Origin of the sequence: Salinibacter grassmerensis, from assembly GCF_947077765.1 — a bacterium.
Taxonomy (GTDB): domain Bacteria; phylum Bacteroidota; class Rhodothermia; order Rhodothermales; family Salinibacteraceae; genus Salinibacter; species Salinibacter grassmerensis.
On sequence record NZ_CAMTTF010000001.1, the window covers coordinates 986382 to 1000173 of the forward strand.

The following is a 13792-nucleotide window of genomic DNA, read 5'->3' on the forward strand; positions in this document are numbered from 1 at the left end:
TCCATCTTGGCGGCACGCGGCCCGGACTTCCGAGTCCGTGCGAGCGATTCTTCTTCTCACCCAACCCCACCCCAAATGGAGCTTTTCTACAACCAGTACGGCGACTCCGGGTCTCCGTTCATCATTCTCCACGGCCTTCTTGGCGCGCACGGCAACTGGCACACCCTCAGCCGGACGGCGTTCCAAAACGTCGCTCGCGTGTACGCCGTGGATCAGCGCAACCACGGACGGTCGCCCCACGCCGACGCGATGGACTACCCGACCCTTGCGGCGGACTTGCGCCGGTTTATCGATCGGCACGCCCTCGCCCCGGCCGCCGTGATGGGCCACTCGATGGGCGGGAAGACCGCCATGCAGACTGCCCTCTCGCATCCGGACCGGGTCGACCGACTGATCGTCGTCGACATGGCCCCGAAGGCGTATCCACCCCACCACACCAAACTGCTGGACGCACTGGCCCGCATTGACCCGACGGCGTACGACGGGCGTGACGAGATCGACGACGTGCTGGCCGAGGACGTGTCGTCCTGGCCCGTCCGCCAGTTTCTGCTCAAAAATCTCGACTACGACGGCGAGACCTATACCTGGCGCATGAACCTGGACGCCATCCGTGCGCACTACGACGACATCACGGCCGCCCTGCCGCGCGCGTCGACCTACGAGGGGCCGGCGCTCTTCGTCCGGGGCGGGGCCTCGGACTACGTGGCCGACGAGGACCGCGAGGACATCCGGGCGCGCTTCCCCAACGCCGAGCTCGTGACCATCGACGGGGCGGGGCACTGGGTCCACGCCGACGCGCCCGACGCGCTGGCCGAAGTGGTGACCGACTTCCTCGCGGAGACGGCCTCGTGAGCAGGGGTCGACACGAGGCGTGCCAATTCGTAGATTGCGGGCGCATTGTTCTTATACAATTCCCTACGTGTACTCATGGACTTAGGACTTTCGAACCGGACCGCTTTCGTGGCCGGGGCCAGCAAAGGACTGGGCCGGGCGACCGCCCACGAGCTCGCCCAGGAAGGGTGCAACGTCGCCCTGTGCTCGCGGGACGGGGACCGCATTCAAGCGGCGGCGAAGGCCATCCGCGACGACACGGACGCCGAGGTGCTGCCTCTCGTCTGTGACGTGACCGACGCGGAGCAGGTGGAGAGCGCCATCGCCCAGACGGCCAACACGTTCGGCGGTCTCCACGTGCTCGTCACCAATGCCGGCGGCCCCCCCTCCGGAGCGGCCACGGAGCTGGACCCCTCCGACTACCGCGACGCGGTGGAGCTCAATCTGATGAGCACCATCTCGCTCTGCGACGCCGCGCTCCCCCACCTCCGCACGGCGGCGGCAGAGGACGACCACGCCCGCGTCATTATGGTAACGAGCGTGTCGTCGAAGCAGCCCATTCCCACCCTTGCGCTGTCCAACACGGCCCGCGCCGGCGTGCAGGGCTACGCCAAGAGCCTGGCCGATGACCTGGGTCCCACCGGCATCACGGTCAACACCGTGCTGCCCGGCTACACCCGCACGCAGCGGCTCGAGGACCTGGCCGATGAGATTCAGGAGCGAACGGGCCAGTCGCGGACGGAGATCGAGGCGGGCTGGGCGGACGACAACGCGCTTCCGCGCATTGGCGAGCCGGACGAGTTTGCCGCGACGGTGGCCTTCCTTGCCGGGGCGCGTGCCGGCTACGTGACCGGGGTGGCGTTCCCTGTCGATGGGGGGCGCAGCAAGCATCTTCTGTGAGGAGCGGCACGCCCCCAATCGACCCGGGAGAAAATAAAAAAGCCCCGGACCGCGGGGCGGGGAGGGGGAGGGCGCGGCCCGGGGCAAAAAGCCGGGAGGAAAGGGGAGACAGCCTGTGGCTATCGCCCCGTCATGACTTGCTCATTCGTAAGCACGCACCGATTTTTTTGCTCCGCCAACTTTCGATGAACCAGGGCGATTCAACGAGACTTTTAGCCCGTCGTCAAGGACGCTCGAAAGGCTCGTGTCCGGGTGTCTCAGTGGAGGTCGAGGAAGGTGTCCACGGCGTCGAAAAAGGGCGCCGGCGCCTCCCAGTGGGGGAGCAGGCCCCCGGGAAGCGCCTGGTGGGAGAGATCGCGTGCGTTCTGAGAGAGGACCGTAGGGAGTCGGTCGAACGATTGTACGGTGGAGCCGGGCGTAGTGGGGGTGAGGAGGAGGGTGGGCCGGTAGAGGCGGGCGTAGACGTCGTCTGAGACGTCTGGGATTGAGAGGGTACCGTCCACGAACCGGAGGGGAGCCCGGTAGGCCCCGCGGACCTGAGCGGTCTGTTCGGCGTAGTCGAGCAGCGCGTCGGGGATGGCGTCGGGGCTCAGGAAAACCTGCCGCGCGTAGTAGTCCCAGAGCGACGAGCGCCGGGTGAGGCGGTGATAGAGCAGCTCGAACGCGCCGGTGTGATCGGCCAGGGCGAGCCCCAGGCGACCGGGCGTGGAGGGGCCCTGCGTGGGGGCGAGGCCGGTCGGGGAAACGAGCACGAGTCGGCGCACGAGCGGGGCGGCCTGGAGGGCCACCTGGGCGGCGTATTCCGCTCCCAACGACAGCGCGACGACGTCGGCGGCGGCCTCGGGCACCTCGTCGAGGAAGTGGTAGAGCTGTTGCTCGTACAGCGCCGGGGAGTAGGCCCGGGGCTCCCGATCCGACCGCCCGAAGCCGAGCCAGTCGAGCGCATAGACGGGCCGGTCGGTGGTCGTTGCCAGATGCTTGGCGATGGGCTGCATCTCGCGGCTCGACGCGACCGCGTTGAAACTGTGGAGCAGCACGATCGGTGGCCCGGTGCCGGGACGGACGTAATACTGTGCACGGCCGTCCGGCGTCTCGAACGGACGCGGCTCCAGGTCGAGCGCCGGAGGCAGGGACAGAGGCGACGGCAGCGTGCGTCGGTAGGCCCACCGGGCGGCGGCAAGGCTGGCGTAGGTGCCGGCCAGGGTCGCACCGGTGGTGAGCAGGGCGCGCCCAAACGAGGAGGATGAAGAGGAGTCGGACATCGGGACAGACGGGGCGGCGATAAAATAGATTGAGTCCTCGAACGCCGCTTCGGCACCGACGTTCAACCCGGAACCGTCCGCGTCCCATCGGTTACGCCCTTGTGGGCTGGCGTGGTCGGCCAAGTATGCCCCTGTAGCTCAACTGGAGAGAGCGGTGGCCTCCTAAGCCGCAAGTCGCGGTTCGAGTCCGCGCAGGGGTACTGCGCGTTCCAGTTAGTTACCGACAAATGCATGAGCACTTGTACGGCCACCAACAAGGACGGAACCCCGTGCAGCAACTCTGCGGCGGCGGGCAGTGTGTACTGCCACGTGCACCAGGACGCGGACGCGAGCACGAGTGCGGACGAGCACGGGTTCGGGGTGATGCTGGCCAGCGCCCTCACCGTCATTCTCGTCACCCACTTCCTTCTGCAGTTCGTCCTGGGGGCGTGAGGAGTAGCCGGGGACCCAGGGAGCACCCCTCCGCACAGAGACGGGCAAAGGGTCAGTCCAGGGCCTCGTCGATGTGGGGGCGGAGGTCGTCGATCGTCTCGTACATCCAGTCGAAGTAGCCGGGGTGGTCGCTCTGAATGTCGCGGAGGGCCTTCCCGTCGTGCTTGCCGAAGCACACCACCACTGCGTCGCCCTCCTGCTTGAGGCGGCGCTGGTCGTCGAGATAGTCGCCCCGAATCTGCTGGGCGAGGTCGGCCGGCGTGCCGTCGATGTCATGGTCGGCAAGCTGTCGTTGGAGGACCATCCCGGCCGCTTCCACGTCGCGGAGGGCATCGTGGGCGTCGTCGAGCGCCTCGCCGGTGTACCGTTCGTAGAGGGCCGAGAGGGTGCGCGGACGCAGCACTTGCTCTAGGCGGTACGGGTCGAGGACGACGCGGTCGTCGGGGCCGGGGAGCGTCCGCCCGTGCCGCTCAAATTCGGCGTGGAGGAGGGGGACGTCGTACGCAAGGGCGTTGTACCCGGCCAGGTCGGCGTCGGCGAGAAGAGGGGCGATGCGGTCGAGGTGGGCCTCCAGCGGGGGCGCCTGCCGGACCGCGTCGGGCGAGAGGCCCGTCAGGTCCGTGACGGCCGCCGGAATCTCCTCTTGCGGGTCCACGAGCACATCGATGGTCTCGTTTAGCGCGGCCCCGCTCTCGCTCGGCACGAATCGCTGCATCCCGATCTGGATGATGCGGGCCGTCTGGGGGTCCGTGCCGGTGGCTTCAAGGTCGAAGAAGACGAGGGGGCGTTCGAGATGGAGCACGAGCAGGGACGACGATGGGTTTGAGGGACAATCAACGTGCCCCTGTATGCACGGCTCGTGCGAAAGATCGCCGTCTCCTGGACGGGAACGTCAGTGCTGAGGAAGCACCGAGTCGAGCCACTGCACGAGCGCACTCTCGGCGCCCTCGGTGCGCAGCTCCAAGAGGATCCGCTGGAGTGCAAACTCCAGAAGGAGGCTCCGCGACACGGTGGTGGCGTACCGGGAGCCGAGAACCGACACGGCCTTTTCGAGCTGGCGGGAGAGGTCCGCCCGCACGGATCCCACGGAGACCGGTTGAAGGGACGGGTCCGGCTCGGGAAGCTCCGACGGGGCCGCCATAGAGAGGGCCAGCTTCTGGTCCAGGGACGACGCTTCGGCGTGCGGCTCTGCCTCGCGGGGCCGGTCCTTCTGGATCTCAGTCGAGGGCGGCGGGGGTTGCGTGGCTTGCTCGGTGGCGTCGGGGCGGGGGGCGTCGTACGCCATGTCCTGGTCCACGGCCTTCATCCAGCCGGGGACCGTGCCGTCGCCGTTGAAGGAATTGGTCGAGGTGCTCATGGGAGCATCGGAATCAGGCGGGAATCATGCGGCAGTCGCAACGCGGGAGCGTTCTACGACTTCGTCGGCGAGGCTGAGGTAGTACGAGGCTGCGTCGGAGGCCCCGTCGTACTCCATGATGTTCATGCCGTGGGTGGCCACCTCGTTGACCTTTGAGCGCCACGGGATGGCGGTCTTGAAAAGGATGTCGGAGTACACGTCCTCGAACTTTTCCTGCATGTCGCTAACCAGGCTGGAGCGCAGGTCGAGGTCGTTGGGCAGCAGGCCCAGGATCCGCAGGCTGTCGTTGTGCACCTTTCGGATTTGCTTGATGGTGTCCTGGAGCTGGCTGACGCCCCGCATGCTGAACCGGTCGGCGTGGATGGGGACGATGATGCCGTCGGCCCCGGCCAGGGCCGTCGCAATGCTACGCCCGAGCGACGGGGGGCAGTCCACGAGGCAGTAGTCGTGCTTCATGGTCGAGCTGGAATTGCGCTGCACCTCGGCCGTGCGAAACTCCTGAACGCGGCACCGGAACTGTTGAGGAAAGACGGGGCTCCGGCCGACCACCGAGTCGAAGCTTGCCGCCGCCATGCGCCGGTCGGAGGGGATGAAGTCGACCCCGACGGACTCGGACGTGCGGAGAACGCTGGCGAACGACCACTCGTCGGAGGCCTCGCCGTCCCAGGTGGCGAGGGAGTCGAAAACGGTCGCGTCATCGTCGGTCGCCTCCCGCCCCATGAGCCAGTCGGTGGCGTTCATTTGGGGGTCGTAGTCGATGACCAGGGGATCGTGGCCCTTGTGTTTGAGGGCCGTAGCCAGGTTGACACTCGTGACGGTTTTCCCAACCCCGCCTTTCTGGTTGATGACGGCAATGGTGTACATGGCACTTTGGGGCATCGACGAGGAACAAGCGCAGTGGTGTTTGGCTCTTTGAATGTCCGCAAAGAGTATTCCGGGATGCCGAGGGCACGATGTGACGGACGTATTACGGAGAGGATGGAGAAAGTACTCACGCCGATGGGTGCATATGTACGTTACTGAAAACGCCCTATCGAGACGTACGGGAACGGGGCGTGTTGACGACCCTGCGCGACGATCCGTGGGGGGGCACCGGTCTATTCTGTGTTCCGTAGGAACGAGGCAGCGACGGGCAGGTGATCGCTGGTGGCGGCCATCGAGTCGGCCGGGAGGGGGCGCGCCACGTGCGCCGAGCCGTCCACGAGACGATCAGAGAGGGCAGAGTTGGGCAGAAGATAGTCGAGCTGGCGGACGGGATCGTCCGAGGGATGGGTGGGCGTGGGGCGGTTGGACAGTGGGTCGGTAAGCTGGACGCGTCCCGGGATGCGCCCGGGCCGGACCGAATCCGGCGCCGGCCGACCGGGGTCGTTGAGCAGGAGGCGCAGTTCGGGGCTGTCGGAGAGTGAGTTCAGGTCGCCCGCCACCAGCATCTTGGCCGCCGGTCGGGCGCTGTGGAGACGAGACAGTTCCGCGTGCAGAAAGCGGATTTGGCCGATGCGCCAGCCTCGGTCTTCTGCGCTGCGGCCGGCTTTTAGGTGGGCGCCGGCCAGCGTCCACACCCGATCCGGGGCCACCCGCACGTCGGCCGTCCACAGGCGGTGGTTGGTGAGCGACTGCGCCGCGGGCGCTCCGTTGTCGGCGTCCTGGCCCACGATGGGGGTCACCACGTCCGCGTAGTTTCGCACCACGCCGAGCGGATATCGGCTCAAGAGCACCACGTTCATGTACCAGGTGGGGCTCTCCACGGAGGTCGCAAAGCGATAGCTCGTGTCCCCGAGGCGGTTCTCGACGAAGGAATCGAGAAAGGCTTCACTCTCGGCCTCCTGCAGCACCACGAGGTCCGCGTCGAGCCGGCGCAGCGCCCGGGCAACGCGTCGCTTCCGATCCGTCAGGTCCGATGCGGGCGTGTTTTCGGTGCCGGCATCGATGTATGGGTTGTCGTGCCCGTCCACGAAGTGCTCTAGGTTCCAGGTTGCGACCCGGACGGTATCATCGTCCGGAAAGTCGTAGTCCGACGGAAGGGCCATTCCGGTCGTGGGGGAGGGAGACGAAGCGTCCGGTCCGCAGGCGGGGAGGAGGCAGAGTATGAGAAGAAGCGGGGGGAGGGTGCGCATGGGCAAGACGAAATGTACGAGTTGCGTGGACTTGATGGGTATGAAACGTAGGTCCTGGCGTGGACCATCGTGAAGGCTGGAGTTTAAAATCCGATCCACCTTTTCCCGGAAACCCATCGAGTCCAATGTCTTCTACTTACCTGGGGCTTGGATCCAACAAAGGCGACCGCTTGGAGCACCTGCACCGGGCGGTCGAGCGGTTGCAACAGCGCGACGCCATCGACGTGGTGAGCGTGTCCCCCGTCTACGAGACCGAAGCCCACACGACCTCGCCGGACGAGACCCAGCCTTCGTTTTTGAACGCCGTGACGCGACTGGCCGTCGAGGTCGATCCGGACGCCCTCCTTCGAGTAGCGCACGAGGTGGAGCGGGCGGAGGGGCGCATCCGGGCCGCCGAGCAGCGGTGGGGGCCTCGCCCCCTGGACGTCGACCTGCTGGCAGTCGGATCCCTCACGCGAAACACTGAGGCCCTCACGCTCCCTCATCCTCGTCTCGCGGAGCGCCGGTTCGTGCTCCGGCCCTGGGCCGACCTCGCGCCAAACTTCGTCGTCCCGCCGCCGTTCGATCAGTCTATTCGGTCACTGTTCGATGAGTGCGGGGACCCGGCCTCCATTCAGCAGACGGACTACACGATTGGAGACGAGACGGCGTCCCCAGAAGCCCCCGGCACGCAAGTCTCCAAACAGTCCGGTGGGGGCTGAGCCGACGAATCTACCCCGAACGTGCACCTCGCCATCCCTCCCGACGTTGCCGCGCCCGATGCCCTTGACCCCGCCGGACGCCCTCGACTATGTGGCCATCGAAGGCGCAATTGGGGCCGGTACCACCACGCTCACCGAGCTCCTGGCCGACCGCTTCGAGGCCGATCCCGTGCTCGAACGGTTCGAAGAAAATCCGTTCCTGGAGCGCTTCTATGAGGACCGGAAGCGGTGGGCCTTCCAGACGCAGCTCGCCTTCCTAGCAAGCCGGTTTCGGCAGCAAAAAGAGCTGTCCGAGCGCGACCTCTTCCGCGACTTCGCGGTGAGCGACTACACGTTCGACAAGGACCGCATCTTCGCCCGGCAGACGCTGAGCGGCGACGAACTGCAGCTCTACGAGTCGCTTTTTCGCCTCATGGAGCCGACCGTCCCGTCGCCCGACCTCGTGGTGTACCTACGCTCCTCCCCCGAGCGGCTCTTGCAGAACATCGAGATGCGTGACCGGCTGTACGAGCGCGACATGGACCCGGACTACATTGCGGACCTCCATGAGGCCTACGACCAGTACTTTCGCCAGTACGAGCGCACCCCCCTCCTCGTGGTGAACGTCGCGGAAATGGACTTCGTAGAGCACCCGGCGGATTTCCAAACACTGGTGCAGCACATTGTCGCCCCGTCTGAGGAGCGCACCCGCTACGTCCACCCGTCGTAGCAGCGGGGCTCGTTCCGACACCGATAGCACGGCCGTTTGCAGACGCGCACGATGGAGTACCTCGCTCTCGGCATCATTCTGTACTTTATCCTGCGGACGTCCGGCAACCTCGTCCGTCTGATGGGGGGAGAGGAACGGACATCGTCCCAGCAAGGACCGGCGCACGAGTCTCCGTCCCGTCAAACCGAGTGGGAGGGCCCCTCGCCCCGCCAGCGAACAGGAACGGCGCGCAATGCGCCGACATTTTGGGGAAAAGACGTAGAGGACGCACGCTGGCAGGACCTCAACGGGGAGGCGAACCCGTGAAGCCCGTCCCGATAATGCCCCGCCAGCGTCACTCCGATGTGCCAAACTCGAAGGTGAGCGTCGTCTGGCTGGCAACCGGCTGGCCGTTCTGCTGGGCAGGGCGGAAGCGAGACCGGCGGGCGGCAACGAGGGCCGCCTCCTCGAGGCCGTAATTGAGGTGTGCGACGGCGCGGGCACGTCTCCCGTCTGCGAGCTGCCAGCGCTTCAGGACGGTCGCCCCGGTGACCTGCCCCGTCTCGGAGACCTGCACGGCGATGCGGATCCGGGCCTGCACGTTCTCCTTGCGGGCAGCGGTCGGATAGTCGGGCTGTACGGCCCGGAACAGGCGGGCGTTGGTGTCGGGCGTGCGGGTTGCGCCCGGGGGGCCGGTCGTCCCCTCCCGCAGTTGATCGTCGTCCTCGGGGGCGTCGACGGCCAGGGCGGACGTGCCAAACTCAATCTCTTCCTCGATTACGACGTTGTTGGGAACGACCCTTGGGGGCACCGGTGCCGGTGGGGGCGGCGTCTGCTCGCGGGCCTGGGCCGTCGGCTGCACCTCGTTGACCTGGATGCGGTCCGGGCCCCGCTCTCCGAATGGACCGTCCGGGGCCTGCGGGGACGGTGCCGGCCACCAGCGCACGAGGGCAACGCCGAGCGCCAGCACGACGGCCAGCGCCCCGAGAAGGCGTCGCCGGTACGCGTGGTCGGACGTGAAGGCGGTGGAGCGGCGCATCGGACGGACAGCAATAGGAATCAATAGCGTATCTTTAAAAAAGGGGGGTGCCATCTGTTTCTAGGCGGTGGGCACGCTCGGTTCGTAGTCCAGACGCGGGCGCTGTTCTGAAAGCCCCGGAAGTGAGACGTCGATCAAGAAGCTCGATCGCGAAACTTTTCGGCCTGCTTGCACTTTCATCCGCAGATTTTACGAGAACCGCCAATACTGAGTGTTATGTCTCCCGACATACCCCCCGAACCTGGGCCCTGCTCACCGGCACCCACCCCATTGGATTAGTTTCCCTGCCCTCCCCATTTGGGGAGGTTTTTTTATGGGCCGCGGTGCCGCCGTCTGTCACTGACCCTCCCTCCACACCATGACCCACGCTTCTTCCTCCTCCACCCGCGATCCCGCCAAGCTGGTCCTGTCCGACGGCACCGTCGCCCGTGGCGTTGCGCTCGGCCAGCGAGGGCTCACCGGCGGCGAGCTGTGCTTCAACACGAGCATGACGGGATACCAGGAGATCATGACGGATCCGTCCTACTATGGCCAGCTCATGATGATGACCCAGCCCCACATTGGCAACTACGGCGCCTCGGCCGAAGACATGGAAGCCGACACGCCGATGGTGGCGGGCTTCATCGTCCGCGACTACCCGCGTCGTCACTCCAACACCCAGGCCGACGAGACGCTTGAGGCCTTCATGCAGCACCACGATCTCGTGGGCATCGCGGGGGTGGACACCCGGGCGCTCGTTCGGCATGTGCGGGACAAGGGGGTCATGAACGCCGTCATCTCGTCCGAGGACCTGGAGGAGGAGACGCTCCTGCAAAAGGCACGCGACTGGCCCAGCATGGCGGGCCGCAAGCTGGCCTCGGAGGTGAGCACCGATGGCCCCTACACCTTCTGTGAAGGGCCCGGGCCGCGCATCGCGGTGTACGACTTCGGGGTCAAGCAGAACATCCTGCGCTCGTTTCGCCGGCGGGGGTGCACGGTAAAGGTGGTGCCGGGCGACACGGACCTCGGCGACGTGCTCGGCTGGGACCCCGACGGCCTGTTCTTCTCGAACGGCCCCGGCGACCCGCGCCCGATGGCCGATGCGATCGAGACCGTGAGCGAGGCCATCGACACGGGCCTCCCGATCTTCGGCATCTGCCTGGGCCACCAGCTGATGGCCCTGGCAGAGGGAATTGAGGTCTACAAAATGCACGTGGGCCACCGCGGGGCGAACCATCCGGTCAAAAACCTCGACACCGGGCAGGTGGAAGTGACGACCCAGAATCACGGCTTCGCGGTCGATCCGGAGTCGATTGCCCCGGAGACGGCCCGCGTGACGCATGTCAATTTGAACGACGATACGATCGAGGGGCTCGAGTTCAAGACCTTCGCCGGCATGTCGCTGCAGTATCACCCGGAGGCGTCTCCCGGCCCGCACGACAGCCACTATCACTTCAACCGCTTCATGGAGCTGGTGGCGGAGGAACGCGATGTGACACTGCCGGAGGCAGCCACCGAGCCGGCCGTCGCGACGGCGTAGACGACCGAAGATTGACGGGCAACGGCAGCAAGGCGAAGGCAGACGCCCGAGAACCATTGACGTCGGGAGGCCCCGACGGTGTTCATCCATCACGCACCACGCACCCACGCACGTTCCCAATGCCCAAGCGCACCGACATCGAGACCGTTCTTCTCATCGGGTCCGGCCCCATCGTGATCGGGCAGGCCTGCGAGTTTGACTACAGCGGCAGCCAGTCGGCCCGTGCCCTGATGGACGAGGGCTACCGGGTGGTTCTGGTGAACTCCAATCCGGCCACCATCATGACCGACCCGCTGATGGCCGACGAGGTGTACCTCCGGCCGCTCACCCCGTCGTCCATTGCGCAGATTGCCCGCGAGGAGGAGCCGGACGCCGTGCTGCCCACGATGGGCGGCCAGACCGGCCTCAATGTGGCGCAGGACCTGAAGAAAGATGGATTCTGGCACGAGGAGGGCATCGAAGTGATCGGGGTCGACATCGATACGGTCCAGATCACGGAGGATCGCCAGGAATTTCGGACGCTGATGGACGATATTGGGCTCGACCAGTCCCGCAGTGACACGGCCAAGAGCCTGTTGGAGGCCAAGGAAATCACTCAGGAGCTCGGGGGACTGCCGGTCGTCATCCGGCCGTCGTATACGCTCGGGGGCTCGGGCGGGGGGATCGTGTGGAAGGAGGAGCAATTCGAAGCGATGATCACTCGGGGGCTGGAGCTCTCTCCGACCCATCAGGTGTTGATCGACGAGTGCCTCTTTGGGTGGAAGGAGTACGAGCTGGAGCTGCTCCGCGACCCCAACGACAACGTGATCATCATCGCCTCCATCGAGAACGTGACGCCGATGGGCGTGCACACCGGCGACTCGGTGACTGTGGCGCCCCAGCAGACGTTGACGGACAAGCAGTTTCAGCGGATGCGCGACGCGGCGATCAAGGCGATGAACTCGATTGGCACCTTTGCGGGCGGGTGCAACATCCAGTTTGCCTTCGAGCCGGGCACCGGGCGCATGATTGTGATCGAGATCAACCCGCGGGTGAGCCGCTCCTCGGCCCTCGCCTCGAAGGCGACCGGGTACCCCATCGCGAAGGTGGCGTCGAAGCTGGCGGTTGGCTACACGCTCGACGAGCTGCCGAACGAGGTCACCGGCGACACGAGTGCCTGCTTCGAGCCCTCGCTCGACTACGTGGTCACCAAGATTCCGCGCTTCAACTTCGACAAGTTCGAGGGGGTCGACGAGGAGCTCACCACGCAGATGAAGGCCGTCGGCGAGGTCATGTCGATCGGCCGCACGTTCAACGAAAGCCTGCAGAAGGCCTGGCAGAGCCTCGAAATCGGGTACGCGGGCCTCGGGGCCGACCGCCCGGACGCCGACCGTGAAACGGTGCGTGAGCGGCTGACGGCCCCACGCTGGGACAACCTGCTGCACGTCCGCCACGCCTTCCGCTACGGGGCGAGCGTGGAAGAGGTACACGACATTACCCAGATTGACAAGTGGTTTCTCTATCAGATCAAGGATCTCGTCGCCCTTGAGGAGGCAATCCGCTCCACTTCCCTCCGCGAGATGGACGCCCGCTTCCTTCAAGAGGCCAAGCGCGCGGGCTTCTCCGACGAGCAGATTGCCTTTCTCGTCCCCGAGGACGTGTCCGACCGCGAGGTGCGCGCCCACCGGAAGGACGAAGACGTCACCCCGGCCTATCAGCTCGTCGACACCTGTGCCGGCGAGTTCCCGGCGGAGACGCCCTATTACTATTCCAGCTACGAGACCGTCAACGAGAGCACGGTCACGGACCAGCCGAAGGTGCTAATTCTCGGTTCCGGCCCCAATCGCATTGGGCAGGGCATCGAGTTTGACTACTGCTGCGTCCACGGCGTGAAGGCCGCCCAGGAGATGGGCTACGAGGCCCTCATGCTGAACTGCAACCCCGAAACGGTGTCCACGGACTTCGACGTGGCCGACAAGCTCTACTTTGAGCCGGTCTTCTGGGAGCGGGTGCAGGACGTCATCGACCTGGAGCAGCCGGAGGGGGTGATCCTCCAGCTCGGCGGCCAAACGGCCATCAAGCTCGGCGAGCGGTTCGAGGAGGATGGCATCCAGATCCTGGGAACCTCGTACTCGAAGATGGACCTCGTGGAGGACCGTGGCAAGTTCACGTCCATTCTCCAGAAGCTGGACATTCCGTTCCCGCCCTACGGCGTGGCCCACTCGAGGGAAGAGGCCCTCGAGACCGCCGACCGTCTCGGGTATCCGACCCTGATCCGGCCCAGCTACGTGCTCGGGGGCGAAGGCATGCGCATCGCCATCAATGAGGACGAGGTGGCCGAGTACGTGGGCAACGTCCTGGAGACGTACCCCGACAACGAGATCCTGCTCGACCGCTTCCTCGAAGACGCGGTTGAGCTGGACGTGGACGCCATCTGTGACGGCGATGAGGTCTGGATTGCGGGCATGATGCAGCACATCGAGCCGGCGGGGGTCCACTCCGGCGACTCGACCGCCGTCCTGCCGCCGTTCAGCCTCTCCGACGCGGTGCTGGACACCATTCGGGAGTATGTGCGGGCCCTTGCCTTTGAGCTGGATGTCCTCGGCCTCGTAAACGTGCAGCTCATTGTCAAGGATGGAACGGTGTACGTCATCGAGGCCAATCCGCGGGCCTCCCGCACGGTCCCCTTCATCGCCAAGGCGGCCGACATTCCGATCCCCGCCATCGCCACGAAGGTCATGCTCGGTGAGAAGCTCGAGACCTTCCGCGAGCGGGGCGATCTGCAGTCGGACCTGGAGGAGTACGCAATCAAGGAGCCTGTCTTCTCGTGGGACAAATTCCCGGAGGTGCCGAAGGAACTCGGGCCGGAGATGAAGTCGACGGGCGAGTCGATTGCGTTCGTGGAGTCCCTCGACGCCGAGCAGTTTGAGCAGCCCTACGAGATGAAGGACCTGTACCTATCCCGATAGT

14 protein-coding genes and 1 tRNA gene are annotated in these 13792 nt (G+C 65.8%); 9 read left to right on the plus strand and 6 right to left on the minus strand.

Annotation, left to right across the window (positions count from 1 at the left end; translation table 11 throughout):
• The first annotated feature begins 75 nt into the window (after positions 1–75).
• Both OJB03_RS03805 and OJB03_RS03810 read left to right on the plus strand, forming a co-directional pair.
• Positions 76–852: an alpha/beta fold hydrolase gene (locus OJB03_RS03805; protein ID WP_263785414.1), complete on the plus strand. Its 777-nt coding sequence runs from the start codon at positions 76–78 to the stop codon at positions 850–852.
• A 75-nt stretch (positions 853–927) separates the two neighbouring features.
• Positions 928–1731 (plus strand): SDR family oxidoreductase, encoded by an 804-nt coding sequence (locus OJB03_RS03810; RefSeq protein ID WP_263785415.1) that lies wholly within the window; start codon positions 928–930, stop codon positions 1729–1731.
• A 257-nt stretch (positions 1732–1988) separates the two neighbouring features.
• On the opposite strand, the gene OJB03_RS03815 is transcribed toward OJB03_RS03810, so the two are convergent.
• On the minus strand, positions 1989–2993 hold the full coding sequence (locus OJB03_RS03815) for an alpha/beta fold hydrolase (protein ID WP_263785416.1): 1005 nt from the start codon (positions 2991–2993) through the stop codon (positions 1989–1991).
• A 127-nt stretch (positions 2994–3120) separates the two neighbouring features.
• Between OJB03_RS03815 and OJB03_RS03820 the strand changes: the two genes are divergently transcribed.
• Positions 3121–3193: transfer RNA gene (locus OJB03_RS03820), tRNA-Arg, on the plus strand.
• 31 nt (positions 3194–3224) lie between these two features.
• Positions 3225–3425, plus strand: a complete 201-nt coding sequence (locus OJB03_RS03825; protein ID WP_263785417.1) for a hypothetical protein — start codon at positions 3225–3227, stop codon at positions 3423–3425.
• Positions 3426–3477: 52 nt separating this feature from the next.
• On the opposite strand, the gene OJB03_RS03830 is transcribed toward OJB03_RS03825, so the two are convergent.
• The 4 genes from OJB03_RS03830 to OJB03_RS03845 form a co-directional block, all read right to left on the minus strand.
• The gene (locus OJB03_RS03830) at positions 3478–4227 is read right to left on the minus strand and encodes a 3'-5' exonuclease (RefSeq protein ID WP_263785418.1); all 750 of its coding nucleotides are present in this window, start codon (positions 4225–4227) and stop codon (positions 3478–3480) included.
• A 90-nt stretch (positions 4228–4317) separates the two neighbouring features.
• Positions 4318–4782: a hypothetical protein gene (locus OJB03_RS03835; RefSeq protein ID WP_263785420.1), complete on the minus strand. Its 465-nt coding sequence runs from the start codon at positions 4780–4782 to the stop codon at positions 4318–4320.
• 24 nt (positions 4783–4806) lie between these two features.
• Entirely contained in the window at positions 4807–5646 is an 840-nt protein-coding gene (locus OJB03_RS03840) for a ParA family protein (RefSeq protein ID WP_263785421.1), read from the minus strand.
• A gap of 233 nt (positions 5647–5879) precedes the next feature.
• Positions 5880–6809 (minus strand): endonuclease/exonuclease/phosphatase family protein, encoded by a 930-nt coding sequence (locus OJB03_RS03845; protein ID WP_263785422.1) that lies wholly within the window; start codon positions 6807–6809, stop codon positions 5880–5882.
• 212 nt (positions 6810–7021) lie between these two features.
• Between OJB03_RS03845 and folK the strand changes: the two genes are divergently transcribed.
• From folK to OJB03_RS03860, 3 genes are read left to right on the plus strand one after another with little or no spacing between them, the layout of a single operon-like run.
• Positions 7022–7597: a 2-amino-4-hydroxy-6-hydroxymethyldihydropteridine diphosphokinase gene (gene folK / locus OJB03_RS03850; RefSeq protein WP_263785423.1), complete on the plus strand. Its 576-nt coding sequence runs from the start codon at positions 7022–7024 to the stop codon at positions 7595–7597.
• Between the two features lie 58 nt (positions 7598–7655).
• Positions 7656–8306, plus strand: coding sequence for a deoxynucleoside kinase (locus OJB03_RS03855; protein WP_263785425.1), 651 nt, complete (start codon positions 7656–7658; stop codon positions 8304–8306).
• 51 nt (positions 8307–8357) lie between these two features.
• Positions 8358–8612 (plus strand): hypothetical protein, encoded by a 255-nt coding sequence (locus tag OJB03_RS03860; protein ID WP_263785426.1) that lies wholly within the window; start codon positions 8358–8360, stop codon positions 8610–8612.
• Between the two features lie 28 nt (positions 8613–8640).
• Here OJB03_RS03860 and OJB03_RS03865 read toward each other — a convergent pair whose 3' ends face one another.
• The gene (locus OJB03_RS03865; RefSeq protein WP_263785427.1) at positions 8641–9324 is read right to left on the minus strand and encodes an energy transducer TonB; all 684 of its coding nucleotides are present in this window, start codon (positions 9322–9324) and stop codon (positions 8641–8643) included.
• Positions 9325–9682: 358 nt separating this feature from the next.
• Here OJB03_RS03865 and carA point away from each other — a divergent pair, with 358 nt between their 5' ends.
• Both carA and carB read left to right on the plus strand, forming a co-directional pair.
• Complete coding sequence (gene carA, locus OJB03_RS03870) at positions 9683–10843, plus strand: glutamine-hydrolyzing carbamoyl-phosphate synthase small subunit (RefSeq protein ID WP_263785428.1); 1161 nt, start codon at positions 9683–9685, stop codon at positions 10841–10843.
• Positions 10844–10962: 119 nt separating this feature from the next.
• The gene (gene carB / locus OJB03_RS03875) at positions 10963–13791 is read left to right on the plus strand and encodes a carbamoyl-phosphate synthase large subunit (RefSeq protein ID WP_263785429.1); all 2829 of its coding nucleotides are present in this window, start codon (positions 10963–10965) and stop codon (positions 13789–13791) included.
• Position 13792 lies beyond the last annotated feature (1 nt).

Bases quoted from the DNA above. Each gene is read 5' to 3' on its own strand.
- OJB03_RS03805 (WP_263785414.1), top strand. From the start codon at position 76: ATGGAGCTTTTCTACAACCAGTACGGCGACTCCGGGTCTCCGTTCATC.
- OJB03_RS03810 (WP_263785415.1), top strand. From the start codon at position 928: ATGGACTTAGGACTTTCGAACCGGACCGCTTTCGTGGCCGGGGCCAGC.
- OJB03_RS03815 (WP_263785416.1), bottom strand. From the start codon at position 2,993: ATGTCCGACTCCTCTTCATCCTCCTCGTTTGGGCGCGCCCTGCTCACC.
- OJB03_RS03825 (WP_263785417.1), top strand. From the start codon at position 3,225: ATGAGCACTTGTACGGCCACCAACAAGGACGGAACCCCGTGCAGCAAC.
- OJB03_RS03835 (WP_263785420.1), bottom strand. From the start codon at position 4,782: ATGAGCACCTCGACCAATTCCTTCAACGGCGACGGCACGGTCCCCGGC.
- OJB03_RS03840 (WP_263785421.1), bottom strand. From the start codon at position 5,646: ATGTACACCATTGCCGTCATCAACCAGAAAGGCGGGGTTGGGAAAACC.
- OJB03_RS03845 (WP_263785422.1), bottom strand. From the start codon at position 6,809: ATGGCCCTTCCGTCGGACTACGACTTTCCGGACGATGATACCGTCCGG.
- folK (WP_263785423.1), top strand. From the start codon at position 7,022: ATGTCTTCTACTTACCTGGGGCTTGGATCCAACAAAGGCGACCGCTTG.
- OJB03_RS03855 (WP_263785425.1), top strand. From the start codon at position 7,656: ATGCCCTTGACCCCGCCGGACGCCCTCGACTATGTGGCCATCGAAGGC.
- OJB03_RS03860 (WP_263785426.1), top strand. From the start codon at position 8,358: ATGGAGTACCTCGCTCTCGGCATCATTCTGTACTTTATCCTGCGGACG.
- OJB03_RS03865 (WP_263785427.1), bottom strand. From the start codon at position 9,324: ATGCGCCGCTCCACCGCCTTCACGTCCGACCACGCGTACCGGCGACGC.
- carA (WP_263785428.1), top strand. From the start codon at position 9,683: ATGACCCACGCTTCTTCCTCCTCCACCCGCGATCCCGCCAAGCTGGTC.
- carB (WP_263785429.1), top strand. From the start codon at position 10,963: ATGCCCAAGCGCACCGACATCGAGACCGTTCTTCTCATCGGGTCCGGC.